Below are 19771 nucleotides of genomic sequence, written 5' to 3' on the forward strand. Positions count from 1 at the left end.
CGACAGCCTCACCTCATGCTCGCCGCGTTCCGGAGCTGTATCCGCGGGCGGTGGCGCCCAGCAGGCTAAACAGGTATGTCAAGCCACACGCCAGGCTGGCCGGGACAGCGAGTTGCACGGCCTCGTCGACGAGGTTGGTCTCACCGATGCTCTGGATGACGGCGAACAGGCCGCAGACCAGGATGACGACCTGCACCACGACGATGTGGAACCACGCCCGACGGATTGGTTCCTTCTCGACGACCCCGATGTACACCAGCGTGCAGACCGCGGCCGCAACGCCCCATGCCGCGCCGGTCACGACCCGAGCGGCGGGCGTGTCGGGCAGGTCCATCAGGCCGGCGATGAGCAGCGCCAGCGGCATCCGAAACGACAGGCCGGACAGGAACGACTCTTCCAGATTCGGTCGGACCGGGCTGACCGACGGCTCCAAGCCGCGCTTGAACGCGCCGACGAGCGAGAGCCCGACGCTGATGCCCGTGCCGGTCAGCGCGCTGAGCAGGCTCGACAGCAGGACATCACGGCTGCCCAGGTCGGCGAGCCCGAACGCCAGGACGAGCAGCTTGACCGCGACGACCACGGTGTACACGATCGGCAGGCCCAGGACGAAGGCGAGAATCGCCATGAAGGTCGTCTCGCCGGTGTGCTCGTCGAGCAGCGCCCACAGGAGCACGCCGAGGCCATACACCACGGCCAGGCCCACCCCACCGTGCCCGCCCACCATCTCGCCCACGAACCAGCCGAGCGCGCCGACGATCGCCAAGGCGAGCGCGCCCAAACCGATCAGCACGCATTCAGTGTGCCACCGGCCAGTTAACTTCTGGTGGCGCGAGACCTCCAGGTGCTGGATAGCTGCCATTGTCCGTGCCGGGAGCTGGACATTGCCGGCGTCGGCACAGTTCATCGCGCCATCGGCACTCTGAACAGGCTAGGTGCCGCACCCGCACATCTTCAGCAAGCGATCACAGCGATGCCGCCACGCGACCGCCCTCCTCCGGCGGCTTAGGCCCACTCTCTGACTGCCGCCTGAACTCCGCTCGCGCTGGGCGGACACGTTCCCCGAACTCGCCATCACCCGCAAGAACGTGACATAGCGGTAGACCCTCGCAAGAACGCCTCAGAGGTCCCGCAAATCGAACACCGAGCCGCCGCATTTCGAACGCAGTACTGCCGCAAATCGAAATGCAAAGGCCCTCGCAGATCGAAACCGGGCCGTCGCCGGTGATCGTCTCGCCGAGCGCCGCGACCTTGACCGGGCACAGGACCGGGCGGCGGCGGTCGCCGACCCGGTCGGCTTCGTGGACTCCTCCGAACTCCTGGTCATCGACGAGATCCAGCGCGCCCCGGAGCTCCTACTGGCCATCAAGGCAGCCGTCGACGAGGACCCGCGCCCTGGCCGGTACCTGCTCACCGGTTCGTCCCGCCTCTTCGGGATGGTAGCCGCCCCAGACGCCCTGCCCGGCCGGATGGAAACCGTCGAACTCTGGCCGCTGTCTCAAGGCGAGCTCGACAAAGCACCGGACGGATTCGTCGATGCCATCTTCGCGCTCGGCCCTGACCTGCGACACGACTCGGACGTGACCCGCGCCGACTACGCGGCCAGAATCGTGCGCGGCGGCCTACCCGAGGCCACCACCCGCACCGACCCGCGCCGCCGCCAACGCTTCCTCGACGCCTACGTCCAAGCGCTCATCGACCGCGATGTCCGGCAACTGTCCGACATCCAGCACAAGGGCGAACTCCGCAAACTGGTACGCCTGCTCGCGGCCAGATCCGCGACCATCATCACCGCCAACGCCCTCGAATCCGCCCTCGGACTGAGGCGGCCGACGATCGCCCGCTACTTTTAGGCCCTGGAGGAGATCTTCCTGATCAAACGGATCCCGGCTGGTCCCGCAACCTGGGCACCCGCGCGACCGCCGCACCGAAACTGATCTTCGTCGACTCGGGCATCGCCGCCAACGAGACCGCGACCGACGCCCGGGCACTGCTCCGGCCGGGAGCACCGTTCGGCCCACTCCTCGAGTCATTCGTCCTGTCCGAACTCTCCCGCCAGCTCACCTGGTCCGAGCAGCCCGTCGACCTGTCCCACTACCGCGACCAGAGCAGGTACGAAGTCGACGCGGTGCTCGAGGATCGAGCTGGTCAAGTGGTCGGGATCGAAGTCAAGGCAGCCACCACCGTCGGGCCCGACGACTTCCGCGGGCTACGCCGGCTCACCGAGCGCCTCGGCGACGAGTTCGCCGCCGGCGTCGTCCTCTATACCGGATCGTCTACGCTGCCGTTCGGCGACAGACTCCGCGCCATACCGGTCAGTGCCCTTTGGCAGGTTCCTGCCCCGACAGCAGGGTGACCTCGGCCCAAAAGGTGATCGCAGCGATTCTTGCCCTTCGACCGAGTCAGGCCTTAGGTTGCATCGATGATCCTCAACGAGGAGCCTCGACCTGACCTTCCCCTGGGCGTGAGCCACGGCGGTCCACGGCCCGAGGATCTTGAGAGCCTCGCGTACCTGCGTGGACTTTCGAGGCGCGGGTTCCTCACCAGCGCCGCGTTGGCGGCGTCCGGGCTGTCGGCCGCCTTTGGTCTGCTGCCCGGCTCCGCTCGGGCCGGTGGCAGTTATCAGAGGCCGTGCGGGAACGTTCGGATCTCCAGCTCTTGGCAGGACCACCGGAACCGGACGCCTCCATCGGGTGAGCCGGGCACCGACTACGCGGTCGGCACCGGCACTCCGGTCATGGCTGCGGCGAACGGCACGATCCGCTTCGTGAAGACCGACACCTCGACCGCGACCGGACGCGTCGTGGGGATGGCCCACGACGACGGCAACTACAGCCGGCACCTGCACCTGTCGAGGATCATCGTCTCGACCGGCCAGCGTGTGTCACGGGGCCAGACCATCGCGTACACCGGCTCGTCGGCGAACGGCAGTGACTCCGGCGTCGGACCGCACGTGCACACGAGCCTCTGGCTGAACACCGGAAGCCCGACGAACTTCAGCGCGACGGTGGACTTCGAGAACTACGTCGGGGACGTCACCGCCCCGAACCCGCCCGACCAGGAGGTAGACGAAGTGTTCATCGCGAATGTGAAGGGCAACTGGTACCTGGTGGTTCCGCAGGGCACCAACAAGCCGCGGGCGGTGGTCCTCGGCGGCGACAGCAATGCCGCCGCTTCCGGAATCCCCGTCCTGAACTTCAGCTGGGATCCGTCGATCAATGCGCTCAGGGCCGCGGTCGACGGCATCGGCTGATTCAGCCGCTCGCGTCGCTGGCCACACCCGAGACACCCCGGTTCTGCCTGGACGTGGACGGCATCGACGACGTTGGGTGGGCGGACGATAGGCTGCGGTCGGCGTCCGACTGACCTAAGGGGAACGGGTGATAGGCGGAACGGTTCGCGTGGTGGTCGCGGTCTGCGGGCATCGGGCGTGAACGTCGGGCTGCGTCCCGGTGACCCGGCCCGCCTCGGCGGATACGACGTGTTGGACCGGCTCGGCGACGGTGGCATGGGAACTGTCTTCCTGGCCCGCTCGCCACAGGGACGGCGGGTGGCGGTCAAGGTCGTCCGTCCGGAACTCTCGCACGACGAGGAGTTCCGGGGCCGATTCCGTAGCGAGGTGAACCGCGCGCGCCAGGTCCCACCGTTCTGCACCGCCGAGGTCCTGGACGCGGACCCGGACCACGACCCGCCATACCTGGTGGTGGAGTACGTCGAGGGTCCCAGCCTGGCCCAGGTGCTCCGGGAGCGGGGGCCGCTGGGGGCGGCGCAGCTACACAGCATCGCGGTCGGGGTGGCTACCGCGCTCACCGCCATCCACAGCGCCGGGGTCATCCACCGGGACCTGAAGCCGGCGAACGTGCTGGTGGCGCCGGGCGGAATCAAGGTCATCGACTTCGGTATCGCCCGGGCGTTCGAGGCGACGAGCCAGCACACCCGGACCGACCAGATGGTTGGAACCGTCTCGTACATGGCTCCCGAGCGGTTGGACACCGCGTCTGGTCATCCGGTGGGCCCGGCTGCGGACATCTTCGCGTGGGGTGCCCTGGTCGCCCATGCCGCGACCGGCCGCAACCCGTTCGGGGGCGACTCCGCTACCGCCACCGCGATGCGGATCCTGACTCAGCCGCCGGATCTGACCGGACTCGGAGGGCCGCTGCGGGAGTTGGTCTCGCGGGCGTTGGAGAAGGATCCCGCTGCTCGTCCCACCGCCCGTGACCTGCTCGATGGGTTGTTGACGGCGGGGTACGCGGGAGCTGCTGGAGAGTCGGCCCACTTCGCGGGATCGGCCCCGGCGGCGAGTGCCCTGGCGGCCGCGGGTGGTGCTGACCAGGACGGGCGGTCGGTGCCATCGGGTCTCGTCACCGCCGGTCGCCCGGGCTGGGGCCGGCGTCGCTGGCTCACCGTGGGGGGAGCAGCCGCGGCGGTGATCGCGGTGTTGGTGTCCGTTTCCCTGTTCGGCCCGCGACTGCTCGACAGCGGGTCCGAACCGGATCACGTTGGCTCGACGTCGACCGGCAGCCCGGCACGGAGCGCACCGGCGACCACCGCGTCCACGGCCACGTCGGGTACACCTACCGCGTCACCGTCGAAGAGCACGGACCCGACCCAAGCGATCCTGACCGGTCAGCGGCGAATCCTGCTGCACCTGGTGGAGGTCGACCGTGACCTGAAGCTGCCGTTCCACGGCGAGCTCGAGGCCGGCGACGGCACCGGCAAGGACGCGCTCTTCGTGCTCGAGCCGGTCGGGGTCGACTTCATGATCAAGTCATTGAATCCGGACATCGGCCACCGACCGTGCCTCGGGGTCAAGATCGATTCAAAGGGGTACGCGTCGCTGGTGGGAGCCGAGTGTTACGCCTCCGCCGCAACCGTGTTCGCGCTGTCCCGCGCGGGCAAGGACGACAAGGGACGCACCTCCTACTCGATCATCAGTGACGAGTACGGGGTGGTGCAGTGGAGCCCGACGAAGAAAGCGATCTACGTCGAGCATCTTGGTGACGCCCCGATCGACACGACGTTCAGCCTGGTCGACCGGGGCGCGGCCTGATTGACGGGACAGATCAGCGGCGCGGCAGGGTTGCCAGGGCCAGGTTCGGGTCGACGCCCGTGGTGTACGCGGCACTGAGCACGTAGAGAGTGCGACCACGCAGGGCCACCGAGGTCGGGTTCTGCAGCCCGTCGCCGGCCGTCAGCAGCGTTCGCGCACGACCGGCCGCGTCGATGCTCACCACGGTGTTCGGTCCGTTCAGCGTGGCGATGACGCGTTGGTCCCCGGCACCGGCGAACGCGAAGTCGTCGATACCGACCAGCCCGGTCGCGACCACCTGGACCCCTCCGGGCCGACCGTGCCGCGACGGGATGCGCAGCAGCGTGCCCTGGTCGAGGTTGGTCGCCCACACGGCATCAGCGCGTACCTTGATGCCGTTGGCACCCAGGAAACCGGCCGCAGCCAGCTCGGGAGCCGACGACCACACCTCGACCCGGCCGCCTCCCAGCGCGACCGTCGAGATCGTCCCGAGCACCGAGTCGGTGAGGTAGAACCTCTTCGCCACCGCGTCGAACGCCAGGCCGTTGGGAAGCCCGCCGGCCGGCAGGGCGGCGATGCGCTGCGGAACGCCGCCGGGGCGTAGTCGATACAGGCCGGTGGAGGCGGCATCGCCGCTCGCGTACAGGAAATAGAGGGTGCCGTCCGTCATCCGGACGATGCCCGTCGTGAGTGCGAATTTGAGCACGGGTGTGTTGACGCCGCCGTCGGCCGGGGCGGGCAGGGTCGCCAGGATTCGCGTCCCGCCGGACGGGGTGACCGCGGCGACCTGTCGAGCAGCCGCGAAGGTGACGTAGGCCGTGCCGTCCGGGCCGACGGCGATGTTCTCCGGCATCTGCCCCTTGGCCAGGTCGAAGTGGACCGCGATCCGCGAGGGCACCGGCGGGGCGGATGGTCGGGCCAGCCCCGCGGGCAGGGCCGGTGCGGTCGCAGCCTTCGTCGCGCTCGACGGGACGACAGTCACGACGCCGGTCACGGCCGCCGCGAGAGCGACGGCGATGGTCATCATTCTTGGGCGCATTTCTCTCCCCTACTCATGCTGTTCTTGATGGGCGTGATGCGGGCACGACGCGTCCGGCGCTCCTGTCGGAGCACCTCTTGTCGAGTTGGTCAGGTGGTGTCAGTCGCGCAGGGCAGCCGGCTGGACAGCGCCGGTACGGGTGGTGACGGCACCGTGTACGAGCAACGTCATCGCGGCGTGGGACGCGGAGCCGGGCTCGGTGGTGGCGACCACGACGGTCTGGCCGTCCTCGGTACGCAGGGTCTGCTGCGTCACGTCCATCGCGCCAACCAGCGGGTGACGCATCTGGTAGACGGTGTCGCCGCCGGCCTTCACCCGGTGGTCGGCCCACATGGCGGCGAACTCGGGACTCCGTACCGTCAACTCGCCGACGAGCGCGGCCATCAGCGGATCGTCCGGGTGCTGCCCGGAAGCCATCCGGAGCGTCGCCACCACCGCGCGGGCCTTGGTGGGCCAGTCCGCATACAGATCGCGGGTGTGCGCGTCCAGGAACACCAGCCGCGCCATGTTCACGTACCGGCCCGGCCGCTCAGGGATCTCCCGAGGCAGGTGGCCGGCGAAGAGGGCTTGGCCTGCGGTGTTCCAGGCCAGCACGTCGGACCGGCGGCCGAGCACCACCACCGGTACGTCCCCGAGCACCGCGACGAGCTGGCGGACCGCTGGGCTCACCCGCTCCGGAGCCGGGCGACGCGCGGCGGGCCGGCGGCGGGTTCCCGCCGCGAGCTCGCCGAGGTGGCGGCGTTCCGCGTCGTCGAGCCGCAACGCCCGGGCGAGCGCGTCGAGCACCTCAGGAGAGGCGTTCACCGCCTGACCCTGCTCCAACCGGGAGTAGTACGAAACGCTCACTCCCGCCAACAGGGCCAGTTCCTCCCGGCGTAGTCCGCGAACGCGCCGCCGCTCACCGTATGTCGGCACGCCAGTGTCCTCCGGGCGCAGCTGAGAGCGCCGGGCCTGGAGGAAGTCGCCGAGCTGTCCTCTCGCGTTCATGACTCGAAGTATTGTCAGCCCTGCCTGCGCCAACCACTCCCTGGCAGTGGTAGGCACCGCAGGGCGAGGCCGACCAGCGGGCCGCGCAGGTGCGGCGCACGGCCCGTCGAACGTCGACCGATGTCTACGAGGGTGATCGGGCTGCCCGGCGGCGCTCGGTGAGCCGTCGCGCCTTCACCACGTTGCCGCAGTCAGCCATGCGGCACCAGCGACGGGAACCGTTGCGGCTCTGGTCGAGGAACAGCCAGCCACAGCCACCTTCACGCACCGGGCAGCGGCTTACCCGGATCAGATCGGCGGTCAGCATGTCGAAGGCGGCCTCGGCGGTCCGGTCGGGCACCAACATGGCGGGCACCGTGCCGTAGGCCAGCCGCACCTGCGACGGGCCGAGCACCAGTCTCGCGCGAGCGGCCGCGCCCGACCAACGCTCGTGCAGTCCGACCAGCGCGGCACCGGCTGCGACGGTGTCACCGTCCACATCGGTGATGACCGCGAGCATCACGAGGTGGAGCCCCTCACGGATGTCCCGCACGGCGGTGAGCCCCGCGTGCGCCGCCGCCGGCTCGTCGTGCCACGCCCGGTCGACCTGGTCGGCCTCCGCGTCGCTGATCATCCCCACCCGGACCGACCAGCTCAGCAGGGCGGAGCTGTCGGACAGGAAGTCATGGGGCGGCGAGTTGCCGCCTCGTTCGAGGGTGTTGACCAGGTCGAGCGCCGGGTGCCCGCCGACCAACGGCAGCTCGGACACATCGAGGGGCATGCCGATCAGGCTACCACCTAAAAAGCTGAAGACGGTTGCCATACGGGCGGCCCCGATCCAATGCTCCGCGACAACAGAGAGCATCTATGTCTTCACGCTACCGTCTAATCATGGTTAGCTGGAATCAATGACGACCTGTGAGGATTGGGAGGTAGCCGATGGCGCACCCTCGACGCGCGGTCCATGCCCTCGTCGCCTTGTCCGCCGCCACGTTCTGTTACGTCACCACCGAGGTGCTGCCGATCGGGTTGCTCACGCTGATCGCGCAGACCTGGGACGCTCCAGGTCCGAGGCCGGCCTGCTGGTGACCGGGTACGCCGTCGTGGTCATGATCGTGGCCCTCCCGCTGACCCGGGTCACCCGGCGAGTGCCACGGCGCCCTCTCCTCGCCGGCACCCTGGGTGTCTTCGCCGCCGCGACGACGGTGTCGGCCTTCGCCGACTCCTACAAGGTGCTCCTCGCCGCACGACTGGTGTCCGCCACCACCAACGGCGTCTTCTGGGCAGTGGTGTTTCCCGTAGCGATCTCGATGTTTCCGGCGAACGTTCGGGGCCGCGTCGTGGCTCGGCTCTCGATCGGTAACGCGCTCGGACCGGTCCTCGGCGTACCGCTGGGCACCTGGCTGGGCGGGGAGTTCGGGTGGCGGGCCGCCTTCGCCGCGATGGCCGTCCTCGGCTTCGCCATCTGCCTTGCGATCACCCTGCTCCTGCCGACTGTCACACCACGACAGAGTGCGGGAGACATCGGCTCGATGCCGGACCGACAGCGCTTCGCCGTGCTCCTCGTCGCCACCATTCTCGCGGTCACCGGCGCCATGGGCGCCTTCACGTACATGACCGTCTTCCTCCTGGACGTGAGCGGATTCGCCACCGCGTCTCTCGGCTTGCTGCTCTTCGTTCAAGGCTCGTTCGGCGTCGTCGGCACCTGGGCGGTCGGTCGGGTCCTGGACCGGTTTCCGCTCGGTGTCGTGCTGGGCCTGCTCGGGCTGCTCACCGCCGCGATGCTCGGCCTCTACGGGATCGGCGCGAGCAAGGTGGCGGCGATCCCGTTGCTCGCCGTGGCGGGGATGTCGTTCAGTTCACTGATCGCGGGGATCCAGCACCGCATCATGCAGGTCGCCCCGTCGACCACCGACATGGCGTCGGCCAGCCTCAGCGTCGCGTTCAACGTCGGCCTCGCGGCGGGGTCGCTCATCGGAGCGGGTCTGCTCGCGACGGCCGGGGCACGCGTCGTCCCGTTGTTCGGTGGACTGCTGACGGCCACGGCGTTGGCGTTGCTCGCCGGCCACGAAACGTCCCGTAGGCGAAGACGAGCGCACGGAACGGCCCGTCGCGATCCCGACCCGCGACCGATCGGACAGTCCGCGGCTCACGCTTGAGTCCCAGGCGGCGAGCAGCCGTACGGTGCCGATCGCTGAGTCGTTCCTCCGCCGCTGGCCGGTCTGGCCCCGTACCCCCCGATGGTGCCGGCCCGGCGCGGAGGTGCTCCTCCGCGCCGGGCCGTGACTTCGGTTGGGGTCAGGCGGCCGCGCAGCTGGCCGTCGCGCCCGGGCCGGTGCCGGTGCCCTGGAAGCCGAAGTTGGTCGACTGCCCGGCGCCCACGTGTCCGTTGTAGCCCACGTTGGTGTACCGGACGGTTCCGCTCGTGCCGCTGGCCTGCGCGTTCCAGACACCGGTGACCGCAGCGCCGCTGGGCAGCGTGATGGTCACGGTCCAGCCGTTGATGTCAGCGGAGCCGGCGGTGACCGTCACGCTCGCGGTGAAGCCACCGGACCACTGGTTGAGAGCCACCGACGCGGAGCAGCCGTTACCGGTCGGCGGAGGCGTGGTGGGCGGGGGCGTGGTGGGCGGGGGCGTGGTGGGCGGCGGGGTCGTCGGCGGAGGCGTGGTCGGAGGCGGCGTGGTCGGCGGGGCGGACGTCGGCGGCGGGGTCGTCGGCGGGGCCGTCGTGGGCGGGTTGGGCACGCCGTTGGCCAGGCTGTAGGCCAGGTCGGGCTGGAACGAACCGGCGGTGTAGCGGCAGCCGTCGGCCTCGCCCGGAGGCTTCACCCAGAGGTACGCGTCGATGTTGCTGTCGCCGGTGTTCGTCGTCGGGTACATCCCGATACGCCGGTCGGTGTTGTCGTCTCCGCACCAGTCTCCGCTGGCGCCCCCGTTGCGGCTGGTGTCGATCACCTGGCGCTTGCCCGAGATGCCCATCCCGTTGAGGGAGGAGATCACCGCGCGACCGAAGTTGGCCTCGCTGGAGGTCGAGTTGTAGTTCGACACGTTGCTGAAGAAGCCGTCGGCGTACTGCACGCCGGCTGCCCGCAGCCGGTTGGCCGTCTCACCCGCGCTGTTCCAGGTGGAGTGGCCGGCGTCGAGGTAGACCTTGGCGTTGGGGTTGGCCGACTTGATGGTGCGGGTGGCCGTCGAGATCGCCTGGTTACGGGCGTTGATCTCGCTGCTGTTCAGGCAGGTCAGCAGGGCGAGCGAGTCGGTCTCCAGGATGATGATGACCGTCTGGTTGCCCAGTCCCCGGGAGAAGTTGGACACCCAGCTCTGGTACTGGTTGAGGTCCGGCGCACCACCGGCGCTGGCCCCGCCACAGTCCCGGTTGGTGATCTGGTACACCGCGATCACCGGGATCTGCTGCGCGGCGTTGGCGGCGCCCACGTACGCGGCGGCCTCGGACTGCGCCGTCGAGATGTTGAAGTTGGCGAACCAGCGGGCCTGCGGCTGGCTCGCGATCTTGTCGCGGATGACGGCGGCGCGCGAGTCACCGGGGTTGGCGGCGACCCAGCGTACGACCGCCGAACTCGGGTCGCGGTAGAGCGGCCCGGAGATCGTGCCGGCAGACGCGCTGCTGACGGCGAGGCATACGCCGGCGGCGGCAGCGCCCGCGACCGCGGCCACGCTGAGGGCCGTGGATCTGCGTCGCCGGAGGGAGAGGATAGCCACGTCGTGTTTCCTCCTGATCACATTGATGTATCTAAGTTCATGGGAGCGTTCCCATGAAGGTAGCGGAGGCGCGCGCCGCTGCCAAGGTGCGCGAAACTTCCGGTGTACGACCGGCGGCGGGCGTTGCTGGCCGGACGCGATGCCGCCGCACGCCTCCCGGCTCAGCAGGACGGCGACGGTGACCCAGGCGGCGACCAGCCTCGGGCGACGACCAGCCTCGGGGGCGGCAGAGGAGGAAGACGTGGCGACGTTCGTGCTCGTGCCGGGCGGCTGGAAAGGTGGCTGGGCGTTCGAGGCGGTGGTTCCGCTCCCGGTGCCTGATACGAGCCGACCCCGACGGTGACCGGATCCGAGCGTACGGTCACCGCCGGGCGCAGCGGCTACGGGCGAAGGGCCGTCGCGGCGGGGGTCCAGGTCGACTCGTCGCGGACATCGGCCACCGTGATCCCCTTGGCGATCTTCTCCAGCTCGGCCTGGGGCAGCTGGTCACCGAGACCCCCGGAGCTGACCTGGAGGACGACCGTGCCGTCGGCGCTCCAGATGTTGCAGAAGCCGCCGTCGGCCTTCCGGCCGCTTTCTTCGGACGCGGCGTAGCACCTGGTGGCGCCGGGTTCGGGCGACTGGTTCGAGCTGGTGTTCGGGGTGACGAAGATGTTGAACCCGTTCTCGATCCCGTCCTCGGCCGAGTCGTAGGGCGCGGTCAGACCCGAGGTCGGCGCGGCGGGCTTGGAGTACGTCGCGCCCCCGTAGTCACCGGCGCGGGCCGCCGCGATGCCGCTGAGGCCCGGCATCGCGTGCGTGCCGATCTGCAGCGGCTGGTAGCCGGCCGGAACGTAGCCCACCGTGAACGGCACCAGGGCCGGCGTCAGCCGGCTGGGCTTCAGGCCCTCGACCAGGCCGCTCAGGTCCTGGAAGCTCGGCGTGGCCTCGTCCGTGGAGACCGAGGTGACAGCGGCCCAGGCGTTGTCGGTGTACTCCCAGGCGAACAGCTTGTTGCGCGTGTCCGGCTCGTTGCGCAGGTCGAGGCCGACCGGCAGGGTCGCCCGCACGGCCTTGCGCCCCGCCACGGTGACGCTCGTGCCGCCCTTGATGCCGGTGACGTCGAAGGCGCCCGGTCGGTAGACGGTCAGGTAGGCCCACAGGTTCGGCTTGTCGTCGGCGGCCCCCTTCTTGCTCTCCATCTCGGTGCCGACGCCCGGGGCGTCGGCCTCCTCCTCGCTCACCGGCCTGTCGTTCGAGTCGTGACGGTCGGAGTAGACGGAGGCGATCTGGTACGCGGTGGACGCGACGATCGGGTCCTGCACGTGCAGCGTGCCGGCGTCGTACCCGGTGAAGGTGAAGGTGAACGGCTCGGCGTCGGACCACGCGACCTGGCCGGGCGTGGACGTCGTCGCGCCGGCCGGAGCCGGCGTGGTCTTCTGTTCGGCGCCCAGGGCGGGCAGGACGAGCACGCCGGCGACCGCGACCGCGACCAGGCCCGCCGCGCCGGCCGACGCGAACCCCGCGCGGCGACGCCGCTCGGCCCGCCGCCCCGACGCGATGATGTCGTCGACGGTACGGGCCATCGGCGGTTCGTCGCCCGTCACCGTGTCCACCAGGTCACGCAACTGCATTGGTCCACTCCTCCATCGGCTTCCCGGTGAGATTGACGCGTTCGCCGGCGAGTGACTCGCGCAGCTTCGCCAGGCCCCGCGAGGCCTGGCTCTTCGCCGCGCCGACCGTGCAGTTGAGGACGCCCGCCGTGTCCTCCAGGCTCAGACCCAGGTAGTGCCGGAGCACGACCGCAGCCCGCTGCCGGGCCGGCACCGCGTCGAGCGCCACCCGCAGGCGCATCCGCTCGTCCGCCGCGGCGGACGGATCCCGCACCACCACGTCCGGCATGGCATCACCGGTCGGCCGCTCGCGCCGCCACGGCCGACGGGTCTCGTCGATCGCGGCCCGATAGACCATGGTCTTGACGTACAGATCGGGTCGGTCCAGCTTGCGCCACCGCGGGTAGAGCTTGATCAGCGCGTTGGCGACGGCGTCCTCCGCCGTGTGCCAGTCGCCGCAGGTCACGTACGCCAGCTTGCGCAGTGACGCCATCTCTGACGTCACAAACTCGCGGAACGCCTGCTCGTCTTCGGCTTTCACGTCGACTGCCTCCTCGTGCCGGAGATAGAACGGAAACGCCGTACCGGGAAGTTGCATCGGCCGGACAAGTAGTTGTGTGACTACCGAGCGATGTCACCGTCACGTCCGCTGGCCGGGAGCTGACCGCCGCCGCGAGTGCTTATGCTCGACGGGTGGACGACAGCGGACAGGCGGTGCTGACCGGGGTGTTGCAGGCGGCCGAGGACGCCGCCCCGGTGGAGGCGGTCGAGGCGGTCACGGGCACCATCGCCGCGGCGCTGCACGCGTCAAGTGTCTCGCTGCTGATCGCCGACCTCAGCGGTCGCGCGCTGGTCCGGCTGACCCACCAACCGACCCCCGACGGTCCGGGCCGTCGCCAGGACGAGGAGGCCGCCGAGGTCCTGCCGTTCGACGGCGGCCCCTACGAGCAGGTCCTTCGCCAGCAGAGCACCCGGGTGCTCCCGGGTGACGGCCGGTGGACCGTGCTGGCGCCGGTCACCGAACGCGGCGAGGCCATCGGCCTGCTGGAGATCGCCCTTCCCGAGAAACCGGACGAGTCGGTCATCACGCAGATCGCCCGGACCGCGCACGCGCTGGCGTTCGTGGTCATCGCCAACCGTCGGCACACCGACCTGTTCGAGTGGGGTCAGCGCAGCAGCCCGTTCACCCTCTCCGCGGAGATCCAGCGCCGGCTGCTGCCCGCCGCGTTCACCTGCGAGGCCGGCGCCTTCGCGCTGTCCGGATGGCTGGAACCGGCGGCCAGTGTCGGTGGGGACACCTTCGACTACAGCCTCGCCCGGGACCTGCTGCACGTCAGCGTCACCGACGCGATGGGGCACGGCGTGGCCAGCGCGCTGACCGCCACCCTCGGGGTGGGCAGCCTGCGGAACACCCGCCGTCGTGGCGACAGCCTCGTCGCGCAGGCCGACCAGGCCAGCCGGGCTGTCGCGGACAACGCCAACGTGCCCGGGGCGTACGTGACCGCCGTGCTCGGCCGGATGGACCTGCGTACCGGTCGCTGCGAACTGCTCAACGCGGGGCACGTCCCGCCGCTGCTGGTCCGGGGCGACCGGGTCGTACCGGTGGAGCTGCCCAGCAACTTCCCGCTGGGCATGTTCCCCGAGGAGCGCTACCGCAGCAGGGAGATCTCCCTGCTCCCCGGCGACCGGCTGGTGATCGTCACCGACGGGATGCGCGAACGCAACGCCGCCGACCTCGACCTGGTCGCGGCGCTGCTCGAGATCGCCCACCTGCACCCGCGCGAGGCGGTCCGGGCGCTCTCGGACAGGGTGCTGGCGATCGCCGGCCCGGTGCTGGCCGACGACGCGACCCTGCTCATCATCGACTGGTACGACGGCCACGGGCCACGCCGTACCGCCGCCGGCGCTGACATCGCCCGCGCCAGCACCCACTGAGACGACGGTCAGGACGCCGCCGGGGACGCCTCCTCGGCGTCCTGCACGGTGTCGAAGGATTCGATGACCCGATCCACCGACGTGATCGACAGCACCTTGCGTACCGACGGCTGGACTCCGGCCAGACCGAGCCAGCCGTCCCGCGCCCGCATCGCCTTGTAGGCGATCACGAGTGCGCCCAGGCCGCTGGAGTCCATGAACCCGACGGCGGCGAGGTCGACCACCACCACCCGGGCGCCGCTCTCGACCACCTCCAGCAGCCCGTCCCGCAGACGCGGTGTGGTGCTCATGTCCAGATCGCCGGCGACCTCCACCACCGTGCCGACACGCCCTCGCCGGGTTGCCAACGCGAAATCCACCACTCCCCCTCACGTGCGCTGCGCCGACCCGCTGTGCGGTGCCTGCTCGCCCCCTACCGTGCCAGATGCCGACACCGAACGCCTTCCGAAGGTTCCCGATCCGTCATGGCGGCACGGGTATCGGGGCACCCGGCCGTGGGTATGACAGGGTGATCCGGGCTGGCGACGCACGGGTCTGCGAGGGGGTCGAGCGATGCGGGTGGGCATGACAGTGTCGCTCCCGCGCCAGCCGTCGGCGGTGGCCCGAGCCCGGCACATCCTCGCCACCCTGCTCAGCCTGACCGACATCGGCGACGAGGTTCGCGCCAACCTGGCGGTCGTGATCAGCGAGGCGTGCTCGAACGCGGTGATCCACGCCGATCCCAGCAGCGCCGTCGACCTCACGATCAGCATCGACGACGACGTCTGTGTCATCGAGGTCGGCAACCGGGGCAGCACCCCGGCCGCTGCCAAGCTCGACGCCGACCTTCCCGCGCCGCTGACCATCGGCGGCCGTGGACTACCGCTGATCGCCGCGCTCTCCGACGCGGCCACCTTCGTCGACGGACCACCGGACCAGGTGCTGCTGCGCATCACCAAGAACCTCGGCGAGGTAGGAACAGCGCCGTAGCGCCGGCCCCTCGCGTCGGGTCGCAACCCACTCGACACAGCATTGACATATTTCACTGCCAGATCTAGCGTCGGGGCCGAATCGATTCGGCCGTGGACCGGGTGCTCCGATCGACGGCCGGGCGTGGCGTTCGGGCGTACGACGTGGCCACCGACGATTCGACGACCCTCTGGTCCCGCTTGGGCGGCGGAACCAGCGGTGCAGACCCGTGGCGACGAGCCGGTCGGTGCGTGGGCACACCGCATCGGGGTTTCGTCCGCGCCGAGCGGCGTCGGCAGCGGTGAGCGGTGGCGTGTCGTGGTCGCCGTGGATCCCCTCACCTATCACTTCGTGCCGATTGGCGGGAGCCCATCATGACAGGACGTAGACCCATCCTCGGTTCTCTTGCGACGGCGGCGCTCGTCGTCGCGACCGTGGGTGCGGCGATAGTGACCGGTGGCGTGAGCACCACCGCGTCGGCCGCGAACGTCGCAGCGGCCGCAGCAACCGCCGGGTGCGGCAAGGCGCCCACGCTGACCAGCGGTCAACGGTCCATCCAGAGCAGCGGTCAGAACCGTAGTTTCATCCTGCGGATCCCTGACAACTACGACCGGAACCACCCGTACCGGCTGATCTTCGGATTCCACTGGAACGGCGGCACCATGAACGACGTCGACGGCGGCGGGTCGGACGGTGCGGCCTGGTCCTACTACGGGCTGCGCCAGCAGGCCAACAACAGCACCATCTTCGTCGCCCCCCAGGGCAACGGGAACGGCTGGGCCAACCCCGGCGGCCAGGACGTCACCTTCGTCGACAACATGATCAGCCTGATCGAGGCCGACCTCTGCGTCGACACGTCGCAGCTCTTCGCGCTCGGCTTCAGCTACGGCGGAGGCATGAGCTACTCGCTGGCCTGCTCCCGCGCCAACGTCTTCCGCGCCGTCGCGGTCTACTCCGGCGGCCAGCTCAGCGGTTGCGGCGGCGGCACTCAGCCGATCGCGTACATGGGCATCCACGGCATCGGGGACCCGGTGCTCAACGTCTCCGCCGGGCGGTCCCTGCGGGACACGTTCGTGCGGAACAACGGGTGCACGGCACAGAGCCCTCCCGAGCCGAGGGCGGGCAGCCTGACCCACATCACCACCACGTACTCCGGCTGCCGGTCCGGCTATCCCGTGGTCTGGGCCGCCTTCGACGGCGGGCACACCCCCGGCCCGGTGGACGGCGGCGGGGACAGCGGCGCGCGGACCTGGACCAAGGGCGAGGTGTGGCGGTTCTTCACGCAGTTCAGCAGCACCGACCCGACGCCGAGCCCGACCGTGTCGCCCACCGGCAACCCGACCACCCCGCCACCGAGCAGCACGTCGGCGGTGCGCAACACCGCCTCCGGCCGCTGCCTGGACGTCAACGGCGCCTCGCAGGCGAACGGCTCGGCGGCGATCATCTGGGACTGCCACGGCCAGAGCAACCAGAGCTGGACCTCGACGGCGTCGCAGGAACTGCGGGTGTTCGGCGGCAAGTGTCTCGACGTCAACGGCGCCGCCACGGCGAACGGCAGCTCGGTGATCATCTGGGACTGCAACGGCCAGTCAAACCAGCGGTGGCAGTTCAACTCCGACGGCTCGATCACCGGGGTCGGGTCCGGTCGGTGCCTCGCCCTGGTCAACAACGGGACCGCCAACGGCACGCGCGCCGAGATCCGGGACTGCAACGGCGCCGCCAACCAGCGGTGGACCCGAAGCTGAGCCAAGCGGTCTCGCGACGGTAGGACCGTGGTGCTGGCGCACCACGGTCCGGCTCGGCGGCGGAGCCGGACGGTTCGCCGCCGAGCCACCCCGGCACCCCACCGACAGACGGCATTCATCGAATCTTTCTTTGCCGCCACTCGAAGTCCGTCGACGCAAATGGCGGTAATTGGGCGAGCTAGTGGCATTGACCGTCGATCTATGCGGTGCATAACATATGACGTCTGCTCATCAACGATCTTCGATCATCGGCCCAGTGCCTTGCGACAGCTCGACAACCTGCCGTACGGCTTCGGGTGTCGGGACGGTCCGGGAGGCGAATCAGATGTTCGGTAGAGAGGGTCGTCAGCGCGGTGCTGGCGAGGCGGCACGACGCCGGTCATGGCGACACACGCGACGTCCACGTCGGTTAACGGCCGCGCTGGTGGGGGCGCTCATGGGGGCGGCAGCCGTACTGACCGCCGTCGCCTCCCCCGCTCAGGCGGCGACCGCCATCACGATCAACGGCGGGTCCGGCGGAAGGGCGCTCGACGGGATCGGCGCGGTCAGCGGCGGCGGTGGCAACAGCAGGCTGCTGATCGACTACCCGGAACCGCAGCGCAGCGACATCCTGGACTACCTGTTCAAGCCGGGCCGCGGCGCGGCGATGCAGCTGTTGAAGACCGAGATCGGTGGCGACACCAACTCGACCTCCGGCGCCGAGCCCAGCCACGAGCACACCCGGGGCAGCATCAACTGCAACCGGGGGTACGAGTGGTGGCTCATGGAGCAGGCGCGGACGCGCAACCCCAACATCGCCCTGGCGGGCCTGGCGTGGGGTGCGCCGGGCTGGATCGGCAACGGCAACTTCTGGTCCAACGACTCGATCGAGTACCTGGTCGCCTGGCTGGACTGCGCGGGCACCCACGGGTTGACCATCAACTACCTCGGTGGGTGGAACGAGAAGGGCTACAACGCCACCTGGTACAAGAACCTTCGCTCGACCCTCAACTCCCGTGGCTACAGCAACGTCAAGATCGTGGCCTCGGACGACTTCGGCTGGGGTGCCGCCGACGAGTCGCTGCGCGATCCGGCGTTCGCCAACGCCGTACAGGTCTTCGGCAGCCACTACGTCTGCGGCTACCGCAGCGCCCAGAGCAGTTGCCCCAGTTCGAACAACGCGATCTCCACGGGCAAGGCGCTCTGGGCCAGCGAGAACGGCTCCGACGACTACAACGCCGGAGCGCAGGCGCTCGCCCGGGGCATCAACCGTGGCTACATCGACGGCAAGATGACCGGCTACATCAACTGGCCCGCCATCGCCGCCATCACCCCCAACATCCCGTGGGCGACCACGGGCGTGGCGGTGGCCCAGCAGCCCTGGTCCGGTGCCTACTCAATTGGCAAGAGCGCGTGGGTAATGGCGCAGACCACGCAGTTCACCGCACCGGGCTGGCGCTACCTCGACGGATCGAGCGGCTACCTCGGCGGTAACCGCAACAACGGCAGCTACGTGTCGCTCAAGTCCACCAACAACAGCGACTACAGCACCATCATCGAGACGATGGACGCCGGATCGGCGCAGACCCTCGACTTCACCGTCACCGGCGGACTGTCCACCGGCACCGTCCGCGTCTGGTCGACGAACGTCAGGTCGAACAACACCGCCGACCACTTCGTCCGGGGCAGCGACCTCACCCCGAGCGGTGGCCGCTTCTCGCTCACCGTCCAGCCCGGCTACGTCTACAGCATCACCACCACCAGCGGGCAGGGCAAGGGCACGGCGACCAGCCCGGCGCAGGGCACCCTGAAGCTGCCGTACAGCGACACGTTCGACAGCTACGACGTCGGACGTGAGGCCAAGTACCTGATGGACCAGCAGGGTTCGTTCGAGATCGCCACCTGCGGGGGCGGCCACTCCGGCCGGTGCGTCCGTCAGATGTCGGAGCAGACGCCGATCTTCTGGACGTCCGGCCAGGCCGAGCCGTACACGCTGTTGGGTGACCTGAGCTGGCGCAACTACACGCTCTCCTCGGACGTCATGCTGGAGAAGTCCGGCTACGCGCAGCTCATCGGGCGGGCGAACACGTACAACCACCAGGGGCCGCAGAACCTGAACGGCTACTACTTCCGGGTGACCGACGGTGGCGCGTGGTCGATCCGGAGCAACAACACCAGCGGCAACTGGCGCACGCTGGCCAGCGGGAACACCTCGGCGCTGGGCACCGGGCGCTGGCACACCCTGGCGTTGACGCTCAACGGCAGCACCCTCACGGCGAGCATCGACGGCGCCACCGTCGGCACGGCCTCCGATTCGACCTGGGTCGCCGGCCAGATCGGTTACGGCACGGGTCAGGGAGTCAGCGCCCAGTTCGACAACCTCTCCGTCACGGCGGTCGGCAACTCCGGTGAACCCGGTCCGACCGGGACGATCCGGGGCGCGGGCTCGAACCGGTGCCTGGACGTCAACGGCCAGAGCCAGGCCGACGGCTCGGTCGTGCAGATCTGGGACTGCAACAGCGGAGCCAACCAGCAGTGGACGCTCACCAGCAGCAACCAGCTCACCGTCTACGGCAACAAGTGCCTCGACGTGGCCAGCAGCTCGACCGGGAGCCGCGCGCGGATCATGACCTGCAACGGCGGCGGCGGCCAGCAGTGGCGGGTCAACGGCGATGGCACGATCACCGGCGTCGCCTCGGGACTCTGCCTGGACGTCAACGGCGCGGGCACGGCCAACGGCACCGCCGTGCAGATCTGGACGTGCACCGGCGGCAGCAACCAGCAGTGGATCCGCGGGTGAACGGGTAGCGGGTCCACGCCA

The 19771-nt window shown here is 69.7% G+C and carries 16 protein-coding genes and 1 pseudogene; 9 read left to right on the forward strand and 8 right to left on the reverse strand.

Features of this window, described 5'->3' with window-relative positions:
* Window positions 1–13: 13 nt before the first annotated feature.
* Entirely contained in the window at window positions 14–790 is a 777-nt protein-coding gene (locus ACIA3K_RS13655; protein ID WP_396801147.1) for a hypothetical protein, read from the reverse strand.
* Between the two features lie 418 nt (window positions 791–1208).
* Here ACIA3K_RS13655 and ACIA3K_RS13660 point away from each other — a divergent pair.
* From ACIA3K_RS13660 to ACIA3K_RS13670, 3 genes and pseudogenes are all read left to right on the forward strand, one after another.
* Window positions 1209–2353: pseudogene (locus tag ACIA3K_RS13660) on the forward strand (ATP-binding protein); the annotation flags it as partial.
* A gap of 66 nt (window positions 2354–2419) precedes the next feature.
* A complete protein-coding gene (locus ACIA3K_RS13665; RefSeq protein ID WP_396801148.1) occupies window positions 2420–3250 on the forward strand; it encodes a M23 family metallopeptidase in 831 nt (276 codons plus the stop codon).
* A gap of 177 nt (window positions 3251–3427) precedes the next feature.
* On the forward strand, window positions 3428–5047 hold the full coding sequence (locus tag ACIA3K_RS13670; protein WP_396801149.1) for a serine/threonine-protein kinase: 1620 nt from the start codon (window positions 3428–3430) through the stop codon (window positions 5045–5047).
* Between the two features lie 13 nt (window positions 5048–5060).
* Here the strand turns inward: ACIA3K_RS13670 and ACIA3K_RS13675 are convergent, their stop codons facing one another.
* From ACIA3K_RS13675 to ACIA3K_RS13685, 3 genes are all read right to left on the reverse strand, one after another.
* The gene (locus ACIA3K_RS13675; RefSeq protein ID WP_396801150.1) at window positions 5061–6065 is read right to left on the reverse strand and encodes an SMP-30/gluconolactonase/LRE family protein; all 1005 of its coding nucleotides are present in this window, start codon (window positions 6063–6065) and stop codon (window positions 5061–5063) included.
* A gap of 99 nt (window positions 6066–6164) precedes the next feature.
* Window positions 6165–7052, reverse strand: coding sequence for a helix-turn-helix transcriptional regulator (locus ACIA3K_RS13680; protein WP_396801151.1), 888 nt, complete (start codon window positions 7050–7052; stop codon window positions 6165–6167).
* A 124-nt stretch (window positions 7053–7176) separates the two neighbouring features.
* On the reverse strand, window positions 7177–7812 hold the full coding sequence (locus ACIA3K_RS13685; RefSeq protein WP_396801153.1) for a CGNR zinc finger domain-containing protein: 636 nt from the start codon (window positions 7810–7812) through the stop codon (window positions 7177–7179).
* 158 nt (window positions 7813–7970) lie between these two features.
* Here ACIA3K_RS13685 and ACIA3K_RS13690 point away from each other — a divergent pair, with 158 nt between their 5' ends.
* Together ACIA3K_RS13690 and ACIA3K_RS13695 are read left to right on the forward strand one after the other, a co-directional pair.
* Window positions 7971–8120 (forward strand): hypothetical protein, encoded by a 150-nt coding sequence (locus tag ACIA3K_RS13690; protein ID WP_396801155.1) that lies wholly within the window; start codon window positions 7971–7973, stop codon window positions 8118–8120.
* Window positions 8117–9190, forward strand: coding sequence for an MFS transporter (locus ACIA3K_RS13695; protein WP_396801157.1), 1074 nt, complete (start codon window positions 8117–8119; stop codon window positions 9188–9190). The genes ACIA3K_RS13690 and ACIA3K_RS13695 overlap by 4 nt, the downstream gene beginning before the upstream one ends.
* Window positions 9191–9329: 139 nt before the next feature.
* On the opposite strand, the gene ACIA3K_RS13700 is transcribed toward ACIA3K_RS13695, so the two are convergent.
* The 3 genes from ACIA3K_RS13700 to ACIA3K_RS13710 all read right to left on the reverse strand — a co-directional run bounded on the left by ACIA3K_RS13700 (window position 9330) and on the right by ACIA3K_RS13710 (window position 12884).
* A complete protein-coding gene (locus ACIA3K_RS13700; protein ID WP_396801159.1) occupies window positions 9330–10751 on the reverse strand; it encodes a glycoside hydrolase family 6 protein in 1422 nt (473 codons plus the stop codon).
* Between the two features lie 380 nt (window positions 10752–11131).
* Window positions 11132–12364: a hypothetical protein gene (locus ACIA3K_RS13705; RefSeq protein WP_396801161.1), complete on the reverse strand. Its 1233-nt coding sequence runs from the start codon at window positions 12362–12364 to the stop codon at window positions 11132–11134.
* Window positions 12351–12884: a SigE family RNA polymerase sigma factor gene (locus ACIA3K_RS13710; protein WP_396801162.1), complete on the reverse strand. Its 534-nt coding sequence runs from the start codon at window positions 12882–12884 to the stop codon at window positions 12351–12353. The genes ACIA3K_RS13705 and ACIA3K_RS13710 overlap by 14 nt, the downstream gene beginning before the upstream one ends.
* Before the next feature lie 152 nt (window positions 12885–13036).
* On the opposite strand from ACIA3K_RS13710, the gene ACIA3K_RS13715 reads away from it, so the two are divergent.
* Window positions 13037–14278, forward strand: coding sequence for a PP2C family protein-serine/threonine phosphatase (locus ACIA3K_RS13715; RefSeq protein ID WP_396801164.1), 1242 nt, complete (start codon window positions 13037–13039; stop codon window positions 14276–14278).
* A gap of 8 nt (window positions 14279–14286) precedes the next feature.
* On the opposite strand, the gene ACIA3K_RS13720 is transcribed toward ACIA3K_RS13715, so the two are convergent.
* A complete protein-coding gene (locus ACIA3K_RS13720; protein WP_396801165.1) occupies window positions 14287–14637 on the reverse strand; it encodes an STAS domain-containing protein in 351 nt (116 codons plus the stop codon).
* Between the two features lie 205 nt (window positions 14638–14842).
* Here ACIA3K_RS13720 and ACIA3K_RS13725 point away from each other — a divergent pair, with 205 nt between their 5' ends.
* From ACIA3K_RS13725 to ACIA3K_RS13735, 3 genes are all read left to right on the forward strand, one after another.
* Complete coding sequence (locus ACIA3K_RS13725; protein ID WP_396801166.1) at window positions 14843–15247, forward strand: ATP-binding protein; 405 nt, start codon at window positions 14843–14845, stop codon at window positions 15245–15247.
* Window positions 15248–15600: 353 nt separating this feature from the next.
* Entirely contained in the window at window positions 15601–16971 is a 1371-nt protein-coding gene (locus tag ACIA3K_RS13730; RefSeq protein WP_396801167.1) for a ricin-type beta-trefoil lectin domain protein, read from the forward strand.
* Between the two features lie 436 nt (window positions 16972–17407).
* On the forward strand, window positions 17408–19750 hold the full coding sequence (locus ACIA3K_RS13735) for a ricin-type beta-trefoil lectin domain protein (protein WP_396801169.1): 2343 nt from the start codon (window positions 17408–17410) through the stop codon (window positions 19748–19750).
* Window positions 19751–19771: the final 21 nt, after the last annotated feature.

Source organism: Micromonospora sp. NPDC051543 (genome assembly GCF_044454415.1).
Taxonomy (GTDB): domain Bacteria; phylum Actinomycetota; class Actinomycetes; order Mycobacteriales; family Micromonosporaceae; genus Micromonospora.

Excerpts from the sequence above, each read along its gene's own strand:
- ACIA3K_RS13665 (WP_396801148.1), top strand. The coding sequence starts at position 2,420 with ATGATCCTCAACGAGGAGCCTCGACCTGACCTTCCCCTGGGCGTGAGC.
- ACIA3K_RS13675 (WP_396801150.1), bottom strand. The coding sequence starts at position 6,065 with ATGCGCCCAAGAATGATGACCATCGCCGTCGCTCTCGCGGCGGCCGTG.
- ACIA3K_RS13680 (WP_396801151.1), bottom strand. The coding sequence starts at position 7,052 with ATGAACGCGAGAGGACAGCTCGGCGACTTCCTCCAGGCCCGGCGCTCT.
- ACIA3K_RS13685 (WP_396801153.1), bottom strand. The coding sequence starts at position 7,812 with ATGCCCCTCGATGTGTCCGAGCTGCCGTTGGTCGGCGGGCACCCGGCG.
- ACIA3K_RS13690 (WP_396801155.1), top strand. The coding sequence starts at position 7,971 with ATGGCGCACCCTCGACGCGCGGTCCATGCCCTCGTCGCCTTGTCCGCC.
- ACIA3K_RS13705 (WP_396801161.1), bottom strand. The coding sequence starts at position 12,364 with ATGCAGTTGCGTGACCTGGTGGACACGGTGACGGGCGACGAACCGCCG.
- ACIA3K_RS13725 (WP_396801166.1), top strand. The coding sequence starts at position 14,843 with ATGACAGTGTCGCTCCCGCGCCAGCCGTCGGCGGTGGCCCGAGCCCGG.
- ACIA3K_RS13730 (WP_396801167.1), top strand. The coding sequence starts at position 15,601 with ATGACAGGACGTAGACCCATCCTCGGTTCTCTTGCGACGGCGGCGCTC.
- ACIA3K_RS13735 (WP_396801169.1), top strand. The coding sequence starts at position 17,408 with ATGGGGGCGGCAGCCGTACTGACCGCCGTCGCCTCCCCCGCTCAGGCG.